Below are 17,040 nucleotides of genomic sequence, written 5' to 3'. Positions count from 1 at the left end.
TACGCCGAAGACGATACACAGGTCGCGGATGCACGCGGCGTCTACAAGACGGGGTAGCTCGACTGCAGCAACTAAACAGCTTCTGGACATCGTCACAGCCACTAATCCCAATGTCAGATTCACTCACAGCACTCGACGAGGTACGGTACGAACCGAGCGAGACGTTCGTGACCGAGAGCAACGTCTACGCGTTCATGCAAAAGCACGGCATCGAGGAGTTCGAAGAACTCCACAGGCGGACGGTCACCGATATCGACGGTGAACCGGCATCCGGACTGGACTGGTTCTGGGATGAGATAGTCGACTATCTCGACCTAGAGTTTTACGAGGAGTACGAGCAGGTCCGCGATGACACAGACGGCCCGCAGTTCACGGACTGGTACGTCGGCGGGGAACTCAACATCGCCCACAACGTCGTTGACCGTCATGCAGCCCCCGACGCTGCGAACCGAAATACAATCGCGACACTCTGGGAAGGTGAGGACGGGACAGTCCGTGAGATAACCTACCACGAGCTCCACCAGCAGGCCAATCGCATTGCCAATGCACTCGAAGCGCGCGGTATCGGACCCGGTGACACCGTCGGGCTGTATATGCCGATGGTCCCGGAAATCGTTCCGTTGCTGTATGGCTGTTTCAAAGTCGGTGCGATTGCTGTCCCTATTTTCTCCGGCTTCGGGGTCGACGCGACACGCAACCCGTATCCGAAGACGCCGAGTGTCCAGTTCCCCTGATTCACCGGCGATGGCTCTCTACCCGCCGGGGCAGCGAAAATCGACCTGAAATCGGCCGCCTGACGAGGCTACCGGAAGCGGCGTGCCACTGTCGAACACACCATTGTCCTTATAATCGGCTTGGGTTCTACGGACTCTGGGCTCTCGTGGGACTCAGACCGGTGGACGATATGGTGGGGCAAGACGCCAGTCGGGTCCCAATCTTGATGAGATTACGGAGACCCAGTCGCTCCCCGCCGACCACGAGTCGATGCTGCTGTACTCATCCGGGACAACAGGCAAACCGAAGGGTATCGTCCACACACACCGCTGGCGGGCTCGTCCAACCCGGCGAAAGAAATCTTCTTTTCCTTCGACCACAAGCCGCAGACCGGTTTTTCTGGGTCTCGGACATCGGCTGGATGATGGGGCCGTGGACGCTGATCGGCAATCACGTCCACGGTGGCACCGTCTTCCTGTATGAGGGGGCCCCCCGGACTATCCCGAGCCGGACCGGTTCTGGGAAATGATCGACACCCACAATCTGTCGGTGTTTGGGGATTTCACCGACAGCGATCCGTTCGCTACAGAAACACGGCGACGAGTGCTGGAGGGCCACGACCTTTCGACGTTGCGCCTGCTGGGTTCGACTGGTGAGCCGTGGGACCCAGATTCCTGGGAGTGGTTTCTGGAGAACGTCGGCGACGGCACGACACCAATTATGAACATCTCCGGCGGAACGGAGATCTTCGGCTGTTTCCTCCAGCCGACGCCCGCTGCATTCGCTGAAGCCGGGGACGCTTGGTGGCCCGGCGCTCGGCATGGACATCGACGTTGTCGATGCACAGGGGGAATCCGTTGCCGAAGACAACGAGAAGGGGTATCTGGTCTGTCAATCGTCAGCGCCGTCGATGACAAAGTCGCTGTGGAGTGGTGACGAGCGGTATCTTGCGGAGTACTGGTCGCGGTTCGGCGATATGTGGGACCACGGTGACTGGGCACAGAAAGACGAAGACGGGTTCTGGTTCTTGCACGGTCGTTCAGACGATGTCCTCAACGTCGCCGGTCGGAAGGTCGGCCCGGCCGAGGTCGAGAGTACACTTATCGAACACGATGCGGTCAACGCCGCTGTTGCGATCGGTGCGGACGACGAAACGAAGGGGACTGCAGTTGTCACATATGTCATCCTCAACGAGGGGTTCGAGGAGTCAGCGGACCTTCGCGAGGCGCTGCGCGCGCAAGTCGGGAGAGCGCTTGGCAAGCCGTTCCGTCCGCGTGAAGTCCGCTTCGTCGATGAATTTCCGGAGACCCAGTCGGGAAAAATTGTACGGCGAATCATTCAGAATGTCTACGAGGGCGCAGAACTGGGGGACCTCTCAAGTATCGAGAACCCCGACGCGATCGACGAAATCGACAACGCGCGGTGAAATACTTCCCTGTCTGTTTGTGACTGTTTGCGGACACAGGCAATACAAGCACACAATCAGCCGCACGACGACACTACTTGAATCACGGCGGAGGACAGAACCGCTGCCGGAGTCTACGTAAAGCTCACACCGACATCGTGCATATCCTCGTTGTATCGAGCGATATTGATGAGCAGTGGCGTCAGACTCTCGACCTCCGTAGCGTTCGATAGCGGCCCAGCAGGGATAGGCCGGATACCTGCGAGGTCAGCAGTTAGCGCCACGACTCGCTCGCTGATCGTCGGGTCATCCGCGACCACCAGCGTATCTACATCGAGCGTGGCCTCTAGATCTGCCAGCCGGTCCGCTGCAAGGTTGTGGAACGCGCCGGCCACTGGAACAGATTCAGGGGCTCGCTCCGCGACAAACTCAGTAACGCTCCCTGTCGACGGTGGTCGGTAGTGAAGTCCATCCCCATCGCCGTTCATTCCGACGGCGGGGCTAATGAGCAGTTGGTCTGAGAGCACGTCATCTTCTGCCAGTGCTTCAACTGTATCGCCGACGTGATGTGGTGGAATGGCCAAGATAACCACGTCTGCACTGGCCGCGGCGCTACTGTTATCCGTCCCGTCGATTTCAGTCTCGACACCGTGATCGGATAATCGTTCTTCGTACGCTCTGGCTCGCTCGCCGGCCTTTGCAGCGTCCCGCGAGCCGATCGTAATCGCATGGTCCGTATCGGCGGCAAACCGCATCGCGAGTCCCTCACCAATGTCACCAGTTCCGCCTAAGATAGCTAACTCCATGCACCTACATAACGCCCCTTGAAACAAGAAGCTTTGTCCTGCCACACGGATCGCTACCGACCGTACGTTGCTGCCATCACGTCAAAACCGGGCACGCCAGCAATAGAAGTACCGTCCAGTATCAACTGCGGTGGTTATTCGACCCAGACCGTCTTTTTGTTGACGAACTCTTTGATTCCCATCTCCGAGAGTTCACGGCCGTAGCCAGCGTCCTTGATGCCGCCGAACGGGACTCGCGGGTCGGATTTGGTCATCTCGTTGATGTAGACACAGCCCGCGGAAATATCTCGTGCCAGCCGCTGGCCGCGTTCTCGGTCCGCTGTCCAGAGGCTTGCACCAAGGCCAAACCGGGTGTCGTTTGCGACTGCGATTGCTTCCTCCGCATCGGCAACCTCGTAGACGGTCGCCACTGGTCCGAATGTCTCCTCTGTGTCGGCAGGGCATCCTGAAGGGACATCAGTCAGTACTGTCGGTGGGTAGAACGCGCCGGTCCGGTCAAGCGGCTCGCCCCCGGTCAACAGCGTTGCTCCGGCGTCGACGCTGGCCTGTACCTGGTCGTGGAGTTCGGCCATGAGGCCAGGGTCGGCCTGTGGACCGACATCAGTTTCGTCGGACATCGGGTCGCCGACAGTGAGGCCTTCGAAGGCAGCGACGAGTCGATCAACGTACTCATCGTAGACGTCTGTGTGAACAATAAAGCGCTTGGCGGCGATACACGATTGGCCACCGTTCAGCGTCCGTGCTTGCACCCCAGTTTCGAGGGCCGCATCGAGGTCTGCGTCGTCAAGGACGATAAACGGGTCAGACCCACCGAGTTCCAGTACGGTCTTTTTCAGGTGTTTGCCGGCGGTTTCGGCGACGGCACGGCCAGCAGGGCCACTTCCGGTCAACGTCGCCGCACGGACACGGTCGTCTGCGAGGATGCCGTCAACGTTACTGGAGCCAACCATCAGCGTCTGGAACGCGCCGTCAGGATAGCCGGCTTCAGCAAACACTTCCTCAAGTGCGAGCGCACAGCCGGGGACGTTTGAGGCGTGTTTGAGGAGGCCAACGTTGCCGGCAGTGAGATAGGGTGCAGCAAAGCGAATGACCTGCCAGAAGGGGTAGTTCCAGGGCATCACTGCAAGCACTGGTCCGAGCGGGTCATGGACTGTCTTTACCTCTGTCCCCGGTGGACTGGGGTGGTGCTCCTCGGAGAGATACTTGTGTGCGTATTCGGCGTAATGGTCACACGCCCAAGCACACTTTTCGACTTCAGCGACGGCTTGCGTGATTGGTTTCCCCATCTCCCGGGTCATCAGTTCAGCGTACCGCTGTTTGTTCTCTCGTAGAACCTCACCGGCGTTTACCAGCAATTGCTCGCGCTTGCGCAATGGGACCTCACGCCAGTCCTCGAACGTCGACGTGGCACGGTCCAGTTTCCGTTCGACTGCGTCGTCGTCATCAAGGTCGTACACGTTTAGCCGCTCGCCTGTGGCTGGGTTGACTGCATCCATATCAGTTCAATATTCAGCGTCATGCATACATTAATCTTTAGTGACCCAAATATTCTGACAGGCAACAACGTTAGCTTTTATACTCATAGGTCAGAAATGTGTTGATGATGTACAAGCATGTAGCCCTGTTAGTCAGACAGGACGATATGTCTCACGAGGAGTTCGTTGATTACTGGCAGGCCAATCACACGCCGATTGCAAAAGACATCGAGGGCGTGGTTCGCTATCAACAAGTCCTGCCAACAAAACCAGCACACGCCGAGTTTGACGGATTGGCGGAACTGTACTTCGAGACGCTTGAGGACCTGCACGAGGCACTGGGTAGCCCCGGCTCCCGGGACTATGACCCCACCAAGGAGATCGCCGCAAAGGCCCGCGAGGACGTGAACAACTTCCTCGCTGTCGAGGAACGGCCGCGTATTATCGGCGAAGAAATCGTCCAGAAAGACGAGGTCGACGGCGACACTGACGGTCTCTACAAGCACTCGGCGTTTCTCGTCCGACAGGACGACATGACCCACGAGGAGTTCGTCGACTACTGGCAGACCAACCATACGCCGATTGCCCGCGAAATCGAGGGCGTCGTCAAGTACAACACGGTCATCCCAACAGACCCCGAGAACGCCGAGTTCGACGGTGTCGCCGAACTCTATTTCGACGATATTGAGAAGCTATACGACGCTCTCGGTAGCGAAGGCTCACGGGACTACGCACCGGACAGAGGCAAAGCGAAAGCGGCCCGCGAGGACGTGAATAACTTCCTGGCTATCGACGAGCGGCCCCGGTTTATCGGACAGGAACAGCTCGTCAAGGACGAGGGGTAGTATGCCCGATTACGAGGAGCAGGTCACGCAGGCGTTCCCGGAACTCGATTACATCTCATCGGACGACCTTCGTAGCAAAGTCATCGAAGCGTGGACACTCGCGCTCGACCGAGGCGGCTGGCGCGACATTATGGACATTCCCTATGCGTGGAATATCCACGAGGTAACCAACGTCAGGCACGTCCGCGGTGTCACCAAAATTGCGCGGGAATCCGCTATCGAACAGCAGGAGTTCCACGGAGCCGACCCCGATATCGACGTCATCGTCGCGGCGACATTACTCCACGATGTCGGAAAGTGCTATGAGTACGTTGACTTTGTCGAGGACGAGAAGCTACTCGACCCAGACCCAAGATACGCAACCGAAGAGATCCCACACTCCCTGTCGGGCTATGCGCTTGCTCACGAAGTCGGCTGTCCGCTGGCGGTCCAGCGAGCGATTCCGCACTTTATCGGCGAGATTCCGACGCGGACACTGGAAGCCGAACTCGTCAAGAGTGCAAACTCCGCGTCCTCGAACGCGATTACGCAGTCAACGATGGGTATCACGTTGCAGGAATGGGTTGATGAGTACTCCCAGACGTAGTCACTGGCGCGAGCGATAACGCCCCGCGAAAGAATCGGTCGGCGGAGTTAGTCCCTCGTAGCCCACCGATAGTAACTGCGTAATCCAACGCATCGTTGTCACCCGGTAGCTTCGAGGTTGGCAGTACTGAAGACACTACGCCGGGGTTCCCCTACTCGTATTTTGCGATCAGCAGCTTATCTCTACCTGCTTAGCAGCAATTTACACCTAAACGCACGGAAAGTATTTTGACCGAATGATATCCATTGGTATAAATATCTCTACAACAGGTCGACCCATTCATACCTGTCTCAAAGACAATTAAAATTATTTTTAATGCGCGTACCTGGGGAGAATACAACTCTTTGGACCAGATATGCACATACAACGGGTGTGCTGTAACTCAGGTGCTAAACTCAATGTACGATTTGATGCTATCCGATGAGCGCTTGCGTAGTATTCAATATTCTCTCCCCACGAGCGAGGACAAGAGTTTGTTTCATAATGTGAAATTATTCGGACAACCGCCAGAAGTAGCTAGCAAGGCGGAATCACTTCCTAAATGAACTCTCATAGCTGAGAGCTGTTAAGATAGCACCGCTGCTTTGTTTCGTAATGCGACATCTGCGGAGTGTTCAGATAACAGGCGTACAGGTATTATTAGAGTGGTCTCCATCTCTCACCAGACGCACAAGAGGAGCAGGAAGACACACTCATTCCTGCCTGATATTCAACAGATATGAACAACACAATATAATCCTGATGGTTGCACTGTGGGACACTACTACTCGCAAGTTCCAGAGTATCGGTCATAGCGGCTCTGTTGAATCACTAGACGGCGTCGGGATAGGTCGCTAAATCAAAGGAGTTGAAGCGGGATGATTCGGTTGCCTATGACACAAATCTCCCGCTTCACTGGTGAGATTGTGCCGATTGCTCAAGTTGTTACCGGTGATGGAGACGAATCCGCCGCCCCGGAAGGCGGCGGCGGATTCGCCGACTATGCCATCGTTTCCCTGCATTGTCTGCGGATCTATCTTGATACATCCTACCGGATGACGATTGACCTGCTCAAAGAGATGCCACAAATAATCGGGGAGATCGGCCTCAGCGCGGCCGATCTCCCCTCTCCATCTACGTTGTGTAAAGCGTTCGACCGAATCGAAATGAGCGTCTGCCGAGTGTTGCTGCGCCAGTCGGCGCAGCTGCACGACCCATCGAAACACGCTGCTATCGACGCTACATTCTACGAACGCTCAGCAGCGAGCCGTCACTACTGCCAGCGCATAAGCTACCGCGTCCAGAAGCTGAAAGTCACGAAACTCGTCGATACAGAGACCCAAGCAATCCTTGACGTACACTGCTCAACGACTCGGGAAGGAAGCGACGCAGACCTCGCTGAGCAGATCGTCCGCCGGAACGCGGGCGATCTGCGGTCTCTAGCGGCCGATAAAGGCTACGACAAGCAAGCGCTCCGTAAAGCACTGCGTGAACTCGGCATCAGACCGCTCATCAAGCACCGCATCTTCGCTCCCTACGACCACGCTCACAACGCCAGAATCGACAAACAACGCTACAATCAGCGCTCTATGACTGAGACCGTTAATTCGGCCGTGAAGCGCTCGCTCGGCTTCGCCGTGCGAGCGCGTTCCTGGTTTCGTGAGTTCCGAGAAATCGCCCTGATGTGTGTCGTCTATAACATCAAACGTGCCGTCAAACAGTGAATTCCACCGCCTTATGGCGATTCAACACAGCCGTCATAGCATAACAGGTGTGCAGCTATTATTCAAACTGAGTATCGCACTGAGAATCGCCGATTTCGGGTGACAGTGTTGGACTGCAGCAACTCATCAGTATTGAGGCGCTACAGAAAGCGGTTGCAGTTGTGCAAGGAGAGCGTGAGTACGCACAGGGCCAGCCGAAGCGGACTGGGATACGGTGGCGGGACTGGTCTCGGTTGCCGCTGATATCCTTCGCATGGTTTCACTGCATTTCGTATGCTGCGTTCAGATTCAATCAGATTGAACACGACACTGAGCAGTAAACGTGCCAGCCTTCAATATCTGCAGCAGTCGAAGCTAGTACACTACTATGAGACCGTCCTCCTCCGTTTTCAGTGACTATACAACGTCACCAGAAAGAACGGAGTCCAAGGAAGTAGTCTGCGAGGCTGGGAGGCCGTGTCGCAGTACAGTCACCGGGACGCCACTGAGAATGCACCGGGCAGAACACCTTGAGGTCAGAGTTCAATGTGGTTGAATAATTTTATAAACACTTAGCCAAACATACGTGTATGACAGGACAAGACACAATCGAGTCCGCCGGGAGAGTGCTGGATATTATTGAAGCACTGAAAACGGAGCAGTCACTCGGCGTCACCGAACTGGCAGAGCGGGTGGGGATGCCAAAGAGTACAGTCCACGTTCATCTCTCAACTCTCAAGAGTCGAGGCTACGTCGTACAGGACCAGAACAAGGCCTATCGGCTGAGCTTACGGTTTCTGGACATCGGGATGAAAGTCCGCGAGCGACAGGAAATGTATCAGGAAGTCGCTCCGAAACTGAACGAAATAGCCAACGAAACTGATGAAAAAGCGTGGTGGATAGTCGAAGAGAACGGCAAGGCAGTCTTCCTGGCCAAAGCACTCGGCAGTCGGGCGATCCAGACAAACTCACAGATCGGCCAGTACACCGAACTGTACAGGCTGGCTGGTGGAATGGCGATCCTCTCAGTGTTGCCGAAACACCGGCGAGAATCAATCCTCGAAAGCTACGACCACCCCCTTCCGGACGGTCGAAATCGGCAAGAACTCGAAGCGGAGCTCGACGAGATTCAGGACCGTGGGGTCGCCTACGGCATTGACCAGTTCCTCGAAGGCGTAGCCGGTGTCGGGGCACCGCTGGTAGACAACGCCGGCAACGCGTACGGTGCAATCAGTGTCTCGGGCCCAGCGAACCGGTTGGACTCGGAACGCATCGAGAACGAACTGACCGACCTCATCCGTGGGATCTCCGGCGAACTACAGGTGAATCTCTCATACCAATAGTTCTAATAACTCGAACACCGCTGATTTGGGCGATCTATCCGCAAGACCGTTTGTTCCCCATCCAATAAGGCGCTGACACGACAACTCCCTATTCAATAGAATAGAACGTTCCATGTGGTGTGTTTACATCAAACTAGTCGCTACTGCTCGGTGCATGGCACTCGAACGATGGTCGAGGCCTTGCGTTGAGCGAGGTCCTACGCCATATGATCCAATGACCGGAGATTGGATCGATATCTGCCGATTGTCGCCGCAATCAGTCAGTGACACCGACGCCGAGGTGTCTGTCGAGTACGTCCTCGTCATCCTGGATCTCCGCCGCAGTTCCCTCGTGGACTATCTTGCCCTTTTCGAGGATGTACGTATACTCCGAGACCTCCAGTGCAACCGGGATGTTCTGCTCAACGACGAGTACTGTGATGCCTTGCTCGTTCAGCTCACGGATGAGGTCCTCTATCTGCCGGACGACATATGGTGCGAGTCCTTCGGTCGGTTCATCAAGCAACAACAGATCCGGGTCGGCAGTCAGGGCACGACCGACTGCGAGCATCTGCTGTTCGCCACCCGAAAGGACCGACCCGTCTCTGTGTTCGCGCTCTGCAAGGTTCTCGAACATATCCAGTACGTCGTCAACTGACGGCCCGTCAGGTGACTCGGAACCGATCTCACCCATTCTGATGTTCTCTCGGACGGTCAGTTCGGGGAAGATCCGCCGCTCTTCGGGAACGAACCCGATACCGCGCCGGATCGTCGTCTCGGAAGTGAGTGTCGTGATGTCCTCGCCGTTGAACGTTATTGACCCTCCGTTCGGGGTGATGTTGCCGACAATCGACCGGAGCGTCGTTGTCTTGCCGACCCCGTTTCGCCCGACCAGCGACACAACGCTTCCGCGTTCGACATCCACTGAGACGCCCTGTAGTACCTCAGTCATCCCGTACCCGGCCCGGACATCTTCAAGAGAGAGCAGTGGGTCGGTCATTCTCGAACACCACCGAGGTACGCATCGCGGACATCCTCGTTGTTTGCGATCTCTTCGGGTGTCCCGCTGGCGAGTTCTTCACCGCGAGTAAGGACGGTAATCCGGTCCGAGACACGCATCACAAGGTCGATATCGTGTTCGATGAGCATCAGCGACCGGTCTGAGAGGACGTCATCGATAAGGTTCATTGTGGCCTGTGTTTCCTCGCTACTCATTCCGGCAGTTGGTTCGTCAAGCATGATGATATCAGGGTCTGTCGCCAGTACGAGACCCAGTTCAAGTCGGCGCTGGTCGCCGTATGCCAGTGCTTCTGCGTGCTCGTCAGCCCGGTCTCGAAGGCCGATCTGCTCCAGTACCGTCCCAGTTTGCTCCGTGATCTCGTCGAAGCCGTTCTTGTCACGGAACAGTGCCTCGCCGGGGTTGATCTCGTCACTGTGGACGGACTGGGCTGCCAGACGCACGTTTTCTCGAACGGTGAGGCCGCCGAAAACATTCGTAATCTGGAACGACCGCCCCAGTCCGCGGCCGACCCGTTCGTGTGGCGCGACGTTAGTAATATCTTCACCCTTGAACCGAACGACGCCTTCTGACGGCGATAGTGCGCCAGTGATGAGATTAAACGTCGTTGTCTTCCCGGCCCCGTTTGGCCCGATAACGCTCCTGAACTCACCATCCGCAACCGACAGTGACACGTCGTCAACAGCGGTGAGCTTGCCGAACCGCTTCGTCAGTCCATCCGTTTCGAGTACAGTCTCAGTCATCGCTTCTCACTTCCGGCTCATCCATATCTACGGACCCATCCGCGTTGTTGGCCGTCTCCAGTCGCTGTGCGACGAGAGACGGAATCGATACGATACCGCGTGGGACGAACAGCACGAACAGGATGAACATCGTCCCGATAATAAGCCGCCACTGGTCGGTGTACGACGAGAGGAATTCTTCGGCGCCGAAGAAAACGCCGGAGCCGATCATGGGACCGTACAGTGTACCCATCCCACCGAACAGCGCAATAACGATGACCTCCCCTGAGTGAATCCAGTTGAGTGTCTGGTCTGGTGAAATGATGACTGTCGATGGACTGACCGCGAGGAGGCCGCCGGCCAGTCCAGCCATGCCGCCGCTGATGACAAACGCTCGGCGTTTGTATCTGTTGACGTCGTACCCGATGAACTCCGCCCGTTCTTCGCTTTCCCGGATCGACTGCAAGACGCTGCCGAAGGGCGCGTTCATCATGCGCCGAGCGAACAGGAACGAGAGTACCGCAATGAGCAGGGCCAGATAGTAGAACACGAACTGTTGGCCGATTTCGTACCCGAGGAGCCCGAACTCGATATTCGAGAGTGACGCCCCGAGGCTACCGAGTCCGATGAACGCCTCAAAGCCGAGCAAGCCGTCGCTCCCGCCGGTGAAGTCGAACTTGAACACAGCGCTGTAGAGCAACTCCGCAAACGCCAGCGTAATCATCGCGAAGTACACGCCGGACACCCGGATAGAGAGGCTGCCGACGATCCAGGCCAGGATAGCACAGAGGAGAATCGCCCCGAGTAACACGACAAAAACCGACTGCGAGTAGTGCAGCATGACGAGCGCAGCGGTGTACGCGCCGACGCCGTAGAACATCGTGTGGCCGAGCGGGACCAGTCCGGCGTACCCCATCACGATATCCAGACTCAGTGCGAAGATGGCCCAGATGAGGATCTCGTTGAGAACGACGAGGTAGTACTGATCGCCCATGAACAGAATCGCGACTGGGGCAAGTGCGAGCGCGACAACAGCGATACCGCCGAGCCGTACCCGTGTGCTGTCTGCCAGTATCCCGCCGTACCCGCCGACGAGAATCTCGCCCTCGCCTTCCGACTCTTCACCTCGCGTTCCGAACAGTCCTTGCGGTTTCACGAGCAACACTGCAATCATAAGCAGGTACACAGTCAGTCCTTCGAGATTGGGGACGCTCAGCGTCGTATCACCGAACGTGGCCAGGACAGTTCCGTTGTAGGCCCGCATCAGCGTCTGGACGATACCGACGAGCAACCCGCCGAAGACGGCCCCTCTGAAGCTACCGAGGCCTCCGAGGACGACGACAACGAATGCTGGAATAATGACGCTGTTCCCCATCCCGGTGTTCACGTTCTGATAGCCGCCAAGGACAATCCCGGCGACGGCGGCGAGCGCTGCACCGACGCCAAAGACAAGCGTGTAGTACTGGTCGATATCAATGCCGACGTTCCGAACCATTTCGCGGTCCTGCGACCCGGCACGGATGATCATCCCGTACTTTGTCCGGTTCAGCAGGTACCACGTCACTACCGCGAGCAACGCTGCGAAAACGATCATGAAATAATTATACACAGACACCTGGACACCCAGTATGGATATTGGCTGGCTTAGATACTCCGGGACAGCTAGCTGCCGTTGCTGTGTCCCCCAGATAAGACGGATGCCGTCGTTGATCACGAGCACCAGCCCGAACGTCAGGAGAATGTGATACAGCGGGTCGCGGCCATACAGCGGCCGGACAGTCGTTCGCTCAATAGCGGCACCGATGAGACCGACGACGACCGGGGCAACCACTATCGCGACCCAGAATCCAGTCCCAGCTCCGAACGGCGCAATGATGGTCAGCGCGAAATACGCACCGAGTGCGAACAGTTCGCCATGGGAGAAGTTGATCACGTCCATGACGCCGAAGATGACTGACAGTCCGGCGGCTAGCAGGACATACACCATCCCCAGGGTGAGGCCATTCAGCAGTTGTTCGATGAAGTCGGCAGCAACCATTGTGCTACCTACATCTCACAGCCGAGGTCACTGGCTGGTGGCAGCGTCTCCGAACCCGGGACCTGCTCGAGGAGTTCGACATCCGCTGAACCACCATCGCCTTCGACGATTTCAGCCATCCACGTCGGATTCGTGGCCTGATGGTCGCTCTCCCGAAGCGTAATGTCTCCCAGTACTGTCGTGAACGTGCCACCTTCCAGAGCGTCTCGGACATCCCCCGGTTCGGTGCTCCCAGCCTCGTGCATTCCCTTGGCCATCAGCCGCATCGAGTCATAGCCGACGCGGGCGAAGTTGCCGGGCTGCCTGTCGTTCTCGCTGGAGTAAGCCTCAACGAACGCCTGATTGTCTCCCGTCTCGAGCGAGGGGTCGTACCGAGCGCCGCCGAATGTGCCGACGCTGTTTGCCCCAGTCCCGGCACGGACACTCTGGAACGTCTGGGTCGGCCCGACAACAGCGATCTGGTCGGTGAGACCCTGGTCCGCGGCCTGATTGGTGAAGTTCACCAGATCACCACCAGTCATCCCCAGTACGACCACGTCAGCGTCGGAGTTGCTGATCTGCGTGATGAACGAGCCGTAGTTGCTTGCACCCAGCTCCGACGTTGATGTCCCGACCTCGGTGTAGTCGTCGCTGGCACTTTCCATACGCCTGCTCGTGCGGTTGTACACCGAGTCGCCGTACGCGTAGTCCGCGTAGTGGAACCAGACGTTGTTCCCCAGATTGTTGACTGAATACGACGATATCGCCTCGGCAATCTGTGCAGTGTTCGTTTCAAAGCGGAACACCCATTCGTTGCAGGCAGACCCAGTGATCGGAACGGCTGCACCGCCGGGGAAGTAGATGTGCTCCGACTGAGCGGCAAAGTCATTCAGCCCGAGCGCCACGGAACTGGAAATCGCACCGAATACGAACTCCGCCCCGTCTTCCTGAACGACGCGCTGTGCCTCAGACTGTGCAGCGCCGGCCTCGGTTTCTGTATCGCCCGTCACTAGCTCGAACTCGAAGTCGTAGTCGTCGTTGTTGTTTATCTCCGTTACAGCGAGTTCGGCCCCGGTACGCTGGCCCGGTCCAAGAGAACTGAACGGGCCAGTCATTGGGTTCAGGCTCGCAACAGTCACTGCCGCCTCGCCGCCTGTTGACCCGCCTTGACAGCCGGCGAGCCCAAGCGCGCCGGCTGCCCCGGCAGCGGCAATGAACTGTCTCCGTGAACGGTCGATTCCCACACTACTGTCTGGTGAGGTACCTTCGCTCGACATAGGTTCATTATCTATTGTTAAGCAAATCGTATTAAAGCCTTGCCCCCTGTCGGCGCGTCTCACGCTGTTCGCTGCGTTCAGTCGCGTGGTTTCGCGTCCTGTCGCTCACGCTTCCCGGTGCCGTAGTGACTAGCTGGTGCTGTCGTCCTGTCTGTACAGCCACGCAAGCACAGTCCCGAGTACCGCGGTGACCCCAGTGAGTGTGGTAAAGCCGGGCCCACTGGCGTCCGTCCCGGTGTTTGCCTCCGTCGCTGTGTTTGTGCTCTCTGTTTCTTCGGTAGCTGTCGGGCCGCTCGCCACAGTATTCTCGTCTGTCTCAGTGCCGTCACTCGTCGGCGTGTCACCGATAGCAGCACCAGCTGTATTTGCTGGCCTCGACAGCGTTCGAGTCTCGGCTGTGGCGGACTCGATATCTGCGTCGGCGAACAACAACTGCTTGTACTCGAAATTCTCGAACATCGCCAGCTGGTCGTCGTAATGCTCGCCAGTAGTGCCGTCCGAAGCGACGTAGCCGTCGTTTCCGGGCGGGAGGATGTTCTCTGCCTCCGGGTCGTCGCTGAGCCGGACAACGTGATTCTCAGTCCCGCGGTTCAGCAGCGCCGTGTTCCCCGCGGACGTGACGCCGATAGGCATCCCGAACAGCGCGAGGTTATCGAACTCGTGCAGGGCCGCCTCACGCCGCCAGGTCGCCGGTTCACCGTCGTATTGCTCGGCGAGTTCGCTCACGGCGGTTCGGAACGCGCTGATTAGCGCGTCCGTGATATCTCCATCGGCGTACTCGGCCTGTGTCGCCAGTGCTGTCTCCGCCGGGTTGAGGACCCGCATCAGGGTGCCGCGACCGTAGTCGTAGTTGAGGAAGTACGATGCTGGCCCGTATGCGCTCCCGAACGTCTCGCTGAAAACCTCCTCCAGGATGTACGGAAACGTCGCATCCCAGATGGTGTAGCCAGCAGAGTGTCGGCCTTCGTTGTCTTCGCCGTCGGCCTGCGCGAAGTGGTTCCATGAGGCCAGTTCGTCGCGTGCTTGCTGTTCGGTATTAGAGAGGTCTGCGTCTGCAAGCGCGTCAAGCAGATGGTCTCTGTACCGAATCGAACGCAGGTCGGTGAAAGAGATGTCGTAGATAACGGTCTTCAGGAAGTCATAATCGACTGTCCCCTCCTGATCTAACCGCTGCTCAAGCAGATTGATGATCCGTTGCACGCGGTGGTCGGTCGACCATGAATGACTCAGGTCACCGTTGTTCCACGCGGGCGCAGGTTTGTTGTTCCACTGTGCCGAGTACCCCGGATTGGGATTGATCGCGTAGGGGACATCACCGTCAGCCGCGCGGAGGTAGTCCGCCGACGTGAGTTCGTATTGTGTTCCATCGGCTGGCAACCGAGTGTCCCAGTCGACTGCTTCGCTATCCGGGTACCGACCCAGATGGACATACGCGATGTCACCATCCTTGTCGGCCCACATGAAGTTCAGCGCATAGTCACAGCGCTGTGCTGACTCCCGGAACTCCTCGGCGTCCGTCGCGAACTGACACTCATAGAAGGCTCGCCAGCAGTTCATGTGCCGGCCGGCGTATGACTTCGTCTGCGCCAGTGCTTCCCCGTTGTCGGGGTCCCACTGGGTCACAACACCGTGGCGTGTGAACCGCTCTGTATACGTTACGTCCTCGCCATCGGCGACAGTGATTGTCTGCTCGGCCGTTTCAACCTCGTACTCCTCACCACGGAAGGTGTACGTGTCCGGGCCGGACGAGTTGGTCGTGATCGATTCCGTAAACATCTGGATGCAGTTGTCGATCCCGGCAGTCGAGGTCATTGCCCCGTTGCGATTGTGTCCGAACATAATGAACGGATACCCCGTAACGGTGACACCGGCGACGTCGAAGTCCGGGCCATGCAGGCTTGCCTCGTACATTATCGAGGGAGTGTTGAACCCCATCTGGGGCCCGCCCATCAGTAGCGCATCGCCACTGGCCGTGATATCACCCTGGACAGCGAGGGCGTTGCTGCCGTACTTGATCGGGAGGCCAAGACTGTCGAGTCCGGACGCAAGCGTTCGCATCCGCTCTATCTCTCCGTCGTGCATCCCTTCGGCATCAGATGGCGGCGTGTAGTCCCCGCCAGTCACCAGGTTGCTCGGTGTCGCAGACGGACCGCTGGCCCCGCGCGTCACCCTGTCTGTCTGCTGTCCCCCGGCCACATTGGGTGTCGGCCCTGTGCCCACGTCAGTATAGGGTGGGGCATAGATATCCGATGGCTGGACCGTCGAGGTCGGACAGCCAGGGTCGTCGCCCCACTGCAGGTCCTCGAACAACTCCATCGCACGTTGTTCGCTCCCGGTTTCCTGCGTGAGTGCGTCAAGAACAGTCGCACTAAGCGTCTCAAGCTGGAAGCCGCTGAAATACGCCATACTGGCGACGAACATCCCGGCGGCGTCCGTCGTGGTAAATTCCTCAGGCTCGAACCCGTGTTCCTGAAACGCCTGATGGAATTCCAGTTCCTCGCTCTCGCGGACTTCAGTAATATACCGGTTGATACCGTCGGTAAACGCCTGCAGGACCGCTCGCTGGTCCGCTGTCAACTGTTCAGCAGCCTGCTCGTCGAGTGATGGCTCGCCGGCGGTGTTACGCCGCGCCTCGATATCGAACTGGACCCAGTCGGTGTCCCCGTCACCTGAACCGAGGACCGCCGCGACAGTCCCGTGATAGTACCGCCGGTACAGTTCTAGCTGATAGAGCCGGTCTGCCGCGGTTGCATATCCGAACCCGTAGAACACCGGCGCGCGGCTGTCAGCGTCGCGGGCGTAGATGTGTGGGACGCCGTAGTCGTCTCGTCGTATCGTGACCGTGGCATCGTCTTCCTGCGCGTACGCCAACTCCGTCTCAACGGCTCCGATACCGGTCATGCCGGTAACCGCCGCGCCTGTCTTCAGAAGCGTTCGTCGTGAAAGGTGCTGCCACGACTGCTGGTGCTGTGCTGACATCCCGTAGTTGACAGTCTGGATATTTAATAAATATTTGGGGACATGTCTGGCCACACTGACAGCATGGCTCTCCAGTTCTGGTATCAACGTCGGTCACTCCCCGTGGCGCGCTGGACAAATTCGCCCAGCGGCTGCCATTCTCCCAATGACCGTATCAAGATACCCTAACAGCGGGTAGCTGAGACGATAGCT

The 17,040-nt window shown here is 57.7% G+C and carries 11 protein-coding genes and 1 pseudogene; 5 read left to right on the top strand and 7 right to left on the bottom strand.

Annotated features, from left to right (window positions below):
• Positions 1-110 precede the first annotated feature (110 nt).
• A pseudogene (locus tag BDK61_RS24300) lies at positions 111-2,140 on the top strand (AMP-binding protein).
• A gap of 113 nt (positions 2,141-2,253) precedes the next feature.
• Here BDK61_RS24300 and npdG read toward each other — a convergent pair.
• Together npdG and BDK61_RS20495 are read right to left on the bottom strand one after the other, a co-directional pair.
• The gene (npdG, locus tag BDK61_RS20500; RefSeq protein WP_049919470.1) at positions 2,254-2,925 is read right to left on the bottom strand and encodes an NADPH-dependent F420 reductase; all 672 of its coding nucleotides are present in this window, start codon (positions 2,923-2,925) and stop codon (positions 2,254-2,256) included.
• Between the two features lie 134 nt (positions 2,926-3,059).
• On the bottom strand, positions 3,060-4,421 hold the full coding sequence (locus BDK61_RS20495) for an NAD-dependent succinate-semialdehyde dehydrogenase (protein ID WP_004966564.1): 1,362 nt from the start codon (positions 4,419-4,421) through the stop codon (positions 3,060-3,062).
• Between the two features lie 104 nt (positions 4,422-4,525).
• Between BDK61_RS20495 and BDK61_RS20490 the strand changes: the two genes are divergently transcribed.
• The 4 genes from BDK61_RS20490 to BDK61_RS20475 all read left to right on the top strand — a co-directional run bounded on the left by BDK61_RS20490 (position 4,526) and on the right by BDK61_RS20475 (position 8,856).
• The gene (locus BDK61_RS20490; RefSeq protein ID WP_208644703.1) at positions 4,526-5,245 is read left to right on the top strand and encodes an EthD domain-containing protein; all 720 of its coding nucleotides are present in this window, start codon (positions 4,526-4,528) and stop codon (positions 5,243-5,245) included.
• A gap of 1 nt (position 5,246) precedes the next feature.
• The gene (locus BDK61_RS20485; RefSeq protein ID WP_004966566.1) at positions 5,247-5,831 is read left to right on the top strand and encodes an HD domain-containing protein; all 585 of its coding nucleotides are present in this window, start codon (positions 5,247-5,249) and stop codon (positions 5,829-5,831) included.
• 872 nt (positions 5,832-6,703) lie between these two features.
• Positions 6,704-7,534 carry an IS5 family transposase gene (locus BDK61_RS20480; protein ID WP_121303441.1) on the top strand — a complete coding sequence of 277 codons (831 nt, stop codon included), beginning with the start codon at positions 6,704-6,706 and terminating at the stop codon, positions 7,532-7,534.
• 569 nt (positions 7,535-8,103) lie between these two features.
• Positions 8,104-8,856, top strand: a complete 753-nt coding sequence (locus BDK61_RS20475; protein ID WP_121304406.1) for an IclR family transcriptional regulator — start codon at positions 8,104-8,106, stop codon at positions 8,854-8,856.
• A gap of 256 nt (positions 8,857-9,112) precedes the next feature.
• Here BDK61_RS20475 and BDK61_RS20470 read toward each other — a convergent pair whose 3' ends face one another.
• From BDK61_RS20470 to BDK61_RS20450, 5 genes are all read right to left on the bottom strand, one after another.
• Positions 9,113-9,835 carry an ABC transporter ATP-binding protein gene (locus BDK61_RS20470; protein WP_121304404.1) on the bottom strand — a complete coding sequence of 241 codons (723 nt, stop codon included), beginning with the start codon at positions 9,833-9,835 and terminating at the stop codon, positions 9,113-9,115.
• Entirely contained in the window at positions 9,832-10,596 is a 765-nt protein-coding gene (locus tag BDK61_RS20465) for an ABC transporter ATP-binding protein (protein ID WP_121304402.1), read from the bottom strand. Before BDK61_RS20465 ends, BDK61_RS20470 begins: the two co-directional genes overlap by 4 nt.
• Positions 10,589-12,613 carry an ABC transporter permease gene (locus tag BDK61_RS20460; RefSeq protein ID WP_121304401.1) on the bottom strand — a complete coding sequence of 675 codons (2,025 nt, stop codon included), beginning with the start codon at positions 12,611-12,613 and terminating at the stop codon, positions 10,589-10,591. Before BDK61_RS20460 ends, BDK61_RS20465 begins: the two co-directional genes overlap by 8 nt.
• 8 nt (positions 12,614-12,621) lie before the next feature.
• Positions 12,622-13,869, bottom strand: a complete 1,248-nt coding sequence (locus BDK61_RS20455) for an ABC transporter substrate-binding protein (protein WP_011224934.1) — start codon at positions 13,867-13,869, stop codon at positions 12,622-12,624.
• Positions 13,870-13,998: 129 nt separating this feature from the next.
• The gene (locus tag BDK61_RS20450; protein ID WP_121304399.1) at positions 13,999-16,848 is read right to left on the bottom strand and encodes a penicillin acylase family protein; all 2,850 of its coding nucleotides are present in this window, start codon (positions 16,846-16,848) and stop codon (positions 13,999-14,001) included.
• Positions 16,849-17,040: the final 192 nt, after the last annotated feature.

The sequence above is a fragment of the Haloarcula quadrata genome (assembly GCF_003634715.1).
In the GTDB taxonomy this organism is placed as follows: Archaea; Halobacteriota; Halobacteria; order Halobacteriales; family Haloarculaceae; genus Haloarcula; species Haloarcula marismortui.
Note: the sequence above shows the minus strand (reverse complement) of the source record. Positions and strands in the feature narration are given on the sequence as shown.

Bases quoted from the DNA above. Each gene is read 5' to 3' on its own strand.
- BDK61_RS20475 (WP_121304406.1), top strand. From the start codon at position 8,104: ATGACAGGACAAGACACAATCGAGTCCGCCGGGAGAGTGCTGGATATT.
- BDK61_RS20465 (WP_121304402.1), bottom strand. From the start codon at position 10,596: ATGACTGAGACTGTACTCGAAACGGATGGACTGACGAAGCGGTTCGGC.
- BDK61_RS20450 (WP_121304399.1), bottom strand. From the start codon at position 16,848: ATGTCAGCACAGCACCAGCAGTCGTGGCAGCACCTTTCACGACGAACG.
- BDK61_RS20490 (WP_208644703.1), top strand. From the start codon at position 4,526: ATGATGTACAAGCATGTAGCCCTGTTAGTCAGACAGGACGATATGTCT.
- BDK61_RS20470 (WP_121304404.1), bottom strand. From the start codon at position 9,835: ATGACCGACCCACTGCTCTCTCTTGAAGATGTCCGGGCCGGGTACGGG.
- BDK61_RS20460 (WP_121304401.1), bottom strand. From the start codon at position 12,613: ATGGTTGCTGCCGACTTCATCGAACAACTGCTGAATGGCCTCACCCTG.
- BDK61_RS20455 (WP_011224934.1), bottom strand. From the start codon at position 13,869: ATGTCGAGCGAAGGTACCTCACCAGACAGTAGTGTGGGAATCGACCGT.
- npdG (WP_049919470.1), bottom strand. From the start codon at position 2,925: ATGGAGTTAGCTATCTTAGGCGGAACTGGTGACATTGGTGAGGGACTC.
- BDK61_RS20485 (WP_004966566.1), top strand. From the start codon at position 5,247: ATGCCCGATTACGAGGAGCAGGTCACGCAGGCGTTCCCGGAACTCGAT.
- BDK61_RS20495 (WP_004966564.1), bottom strand. From the start codon at position 4,421: ATGGATGCAGTCAACCCAGCCACAGGCGAGCGGCTAAACGTGTACGAC.
- BDK61_RS20480 (WP_121303441.1), top strand. From the start codon at position 6,704: ATGACACAAATCTCCCGCTTCACTGGTGAGATTGTGCCGATTGCTCAA.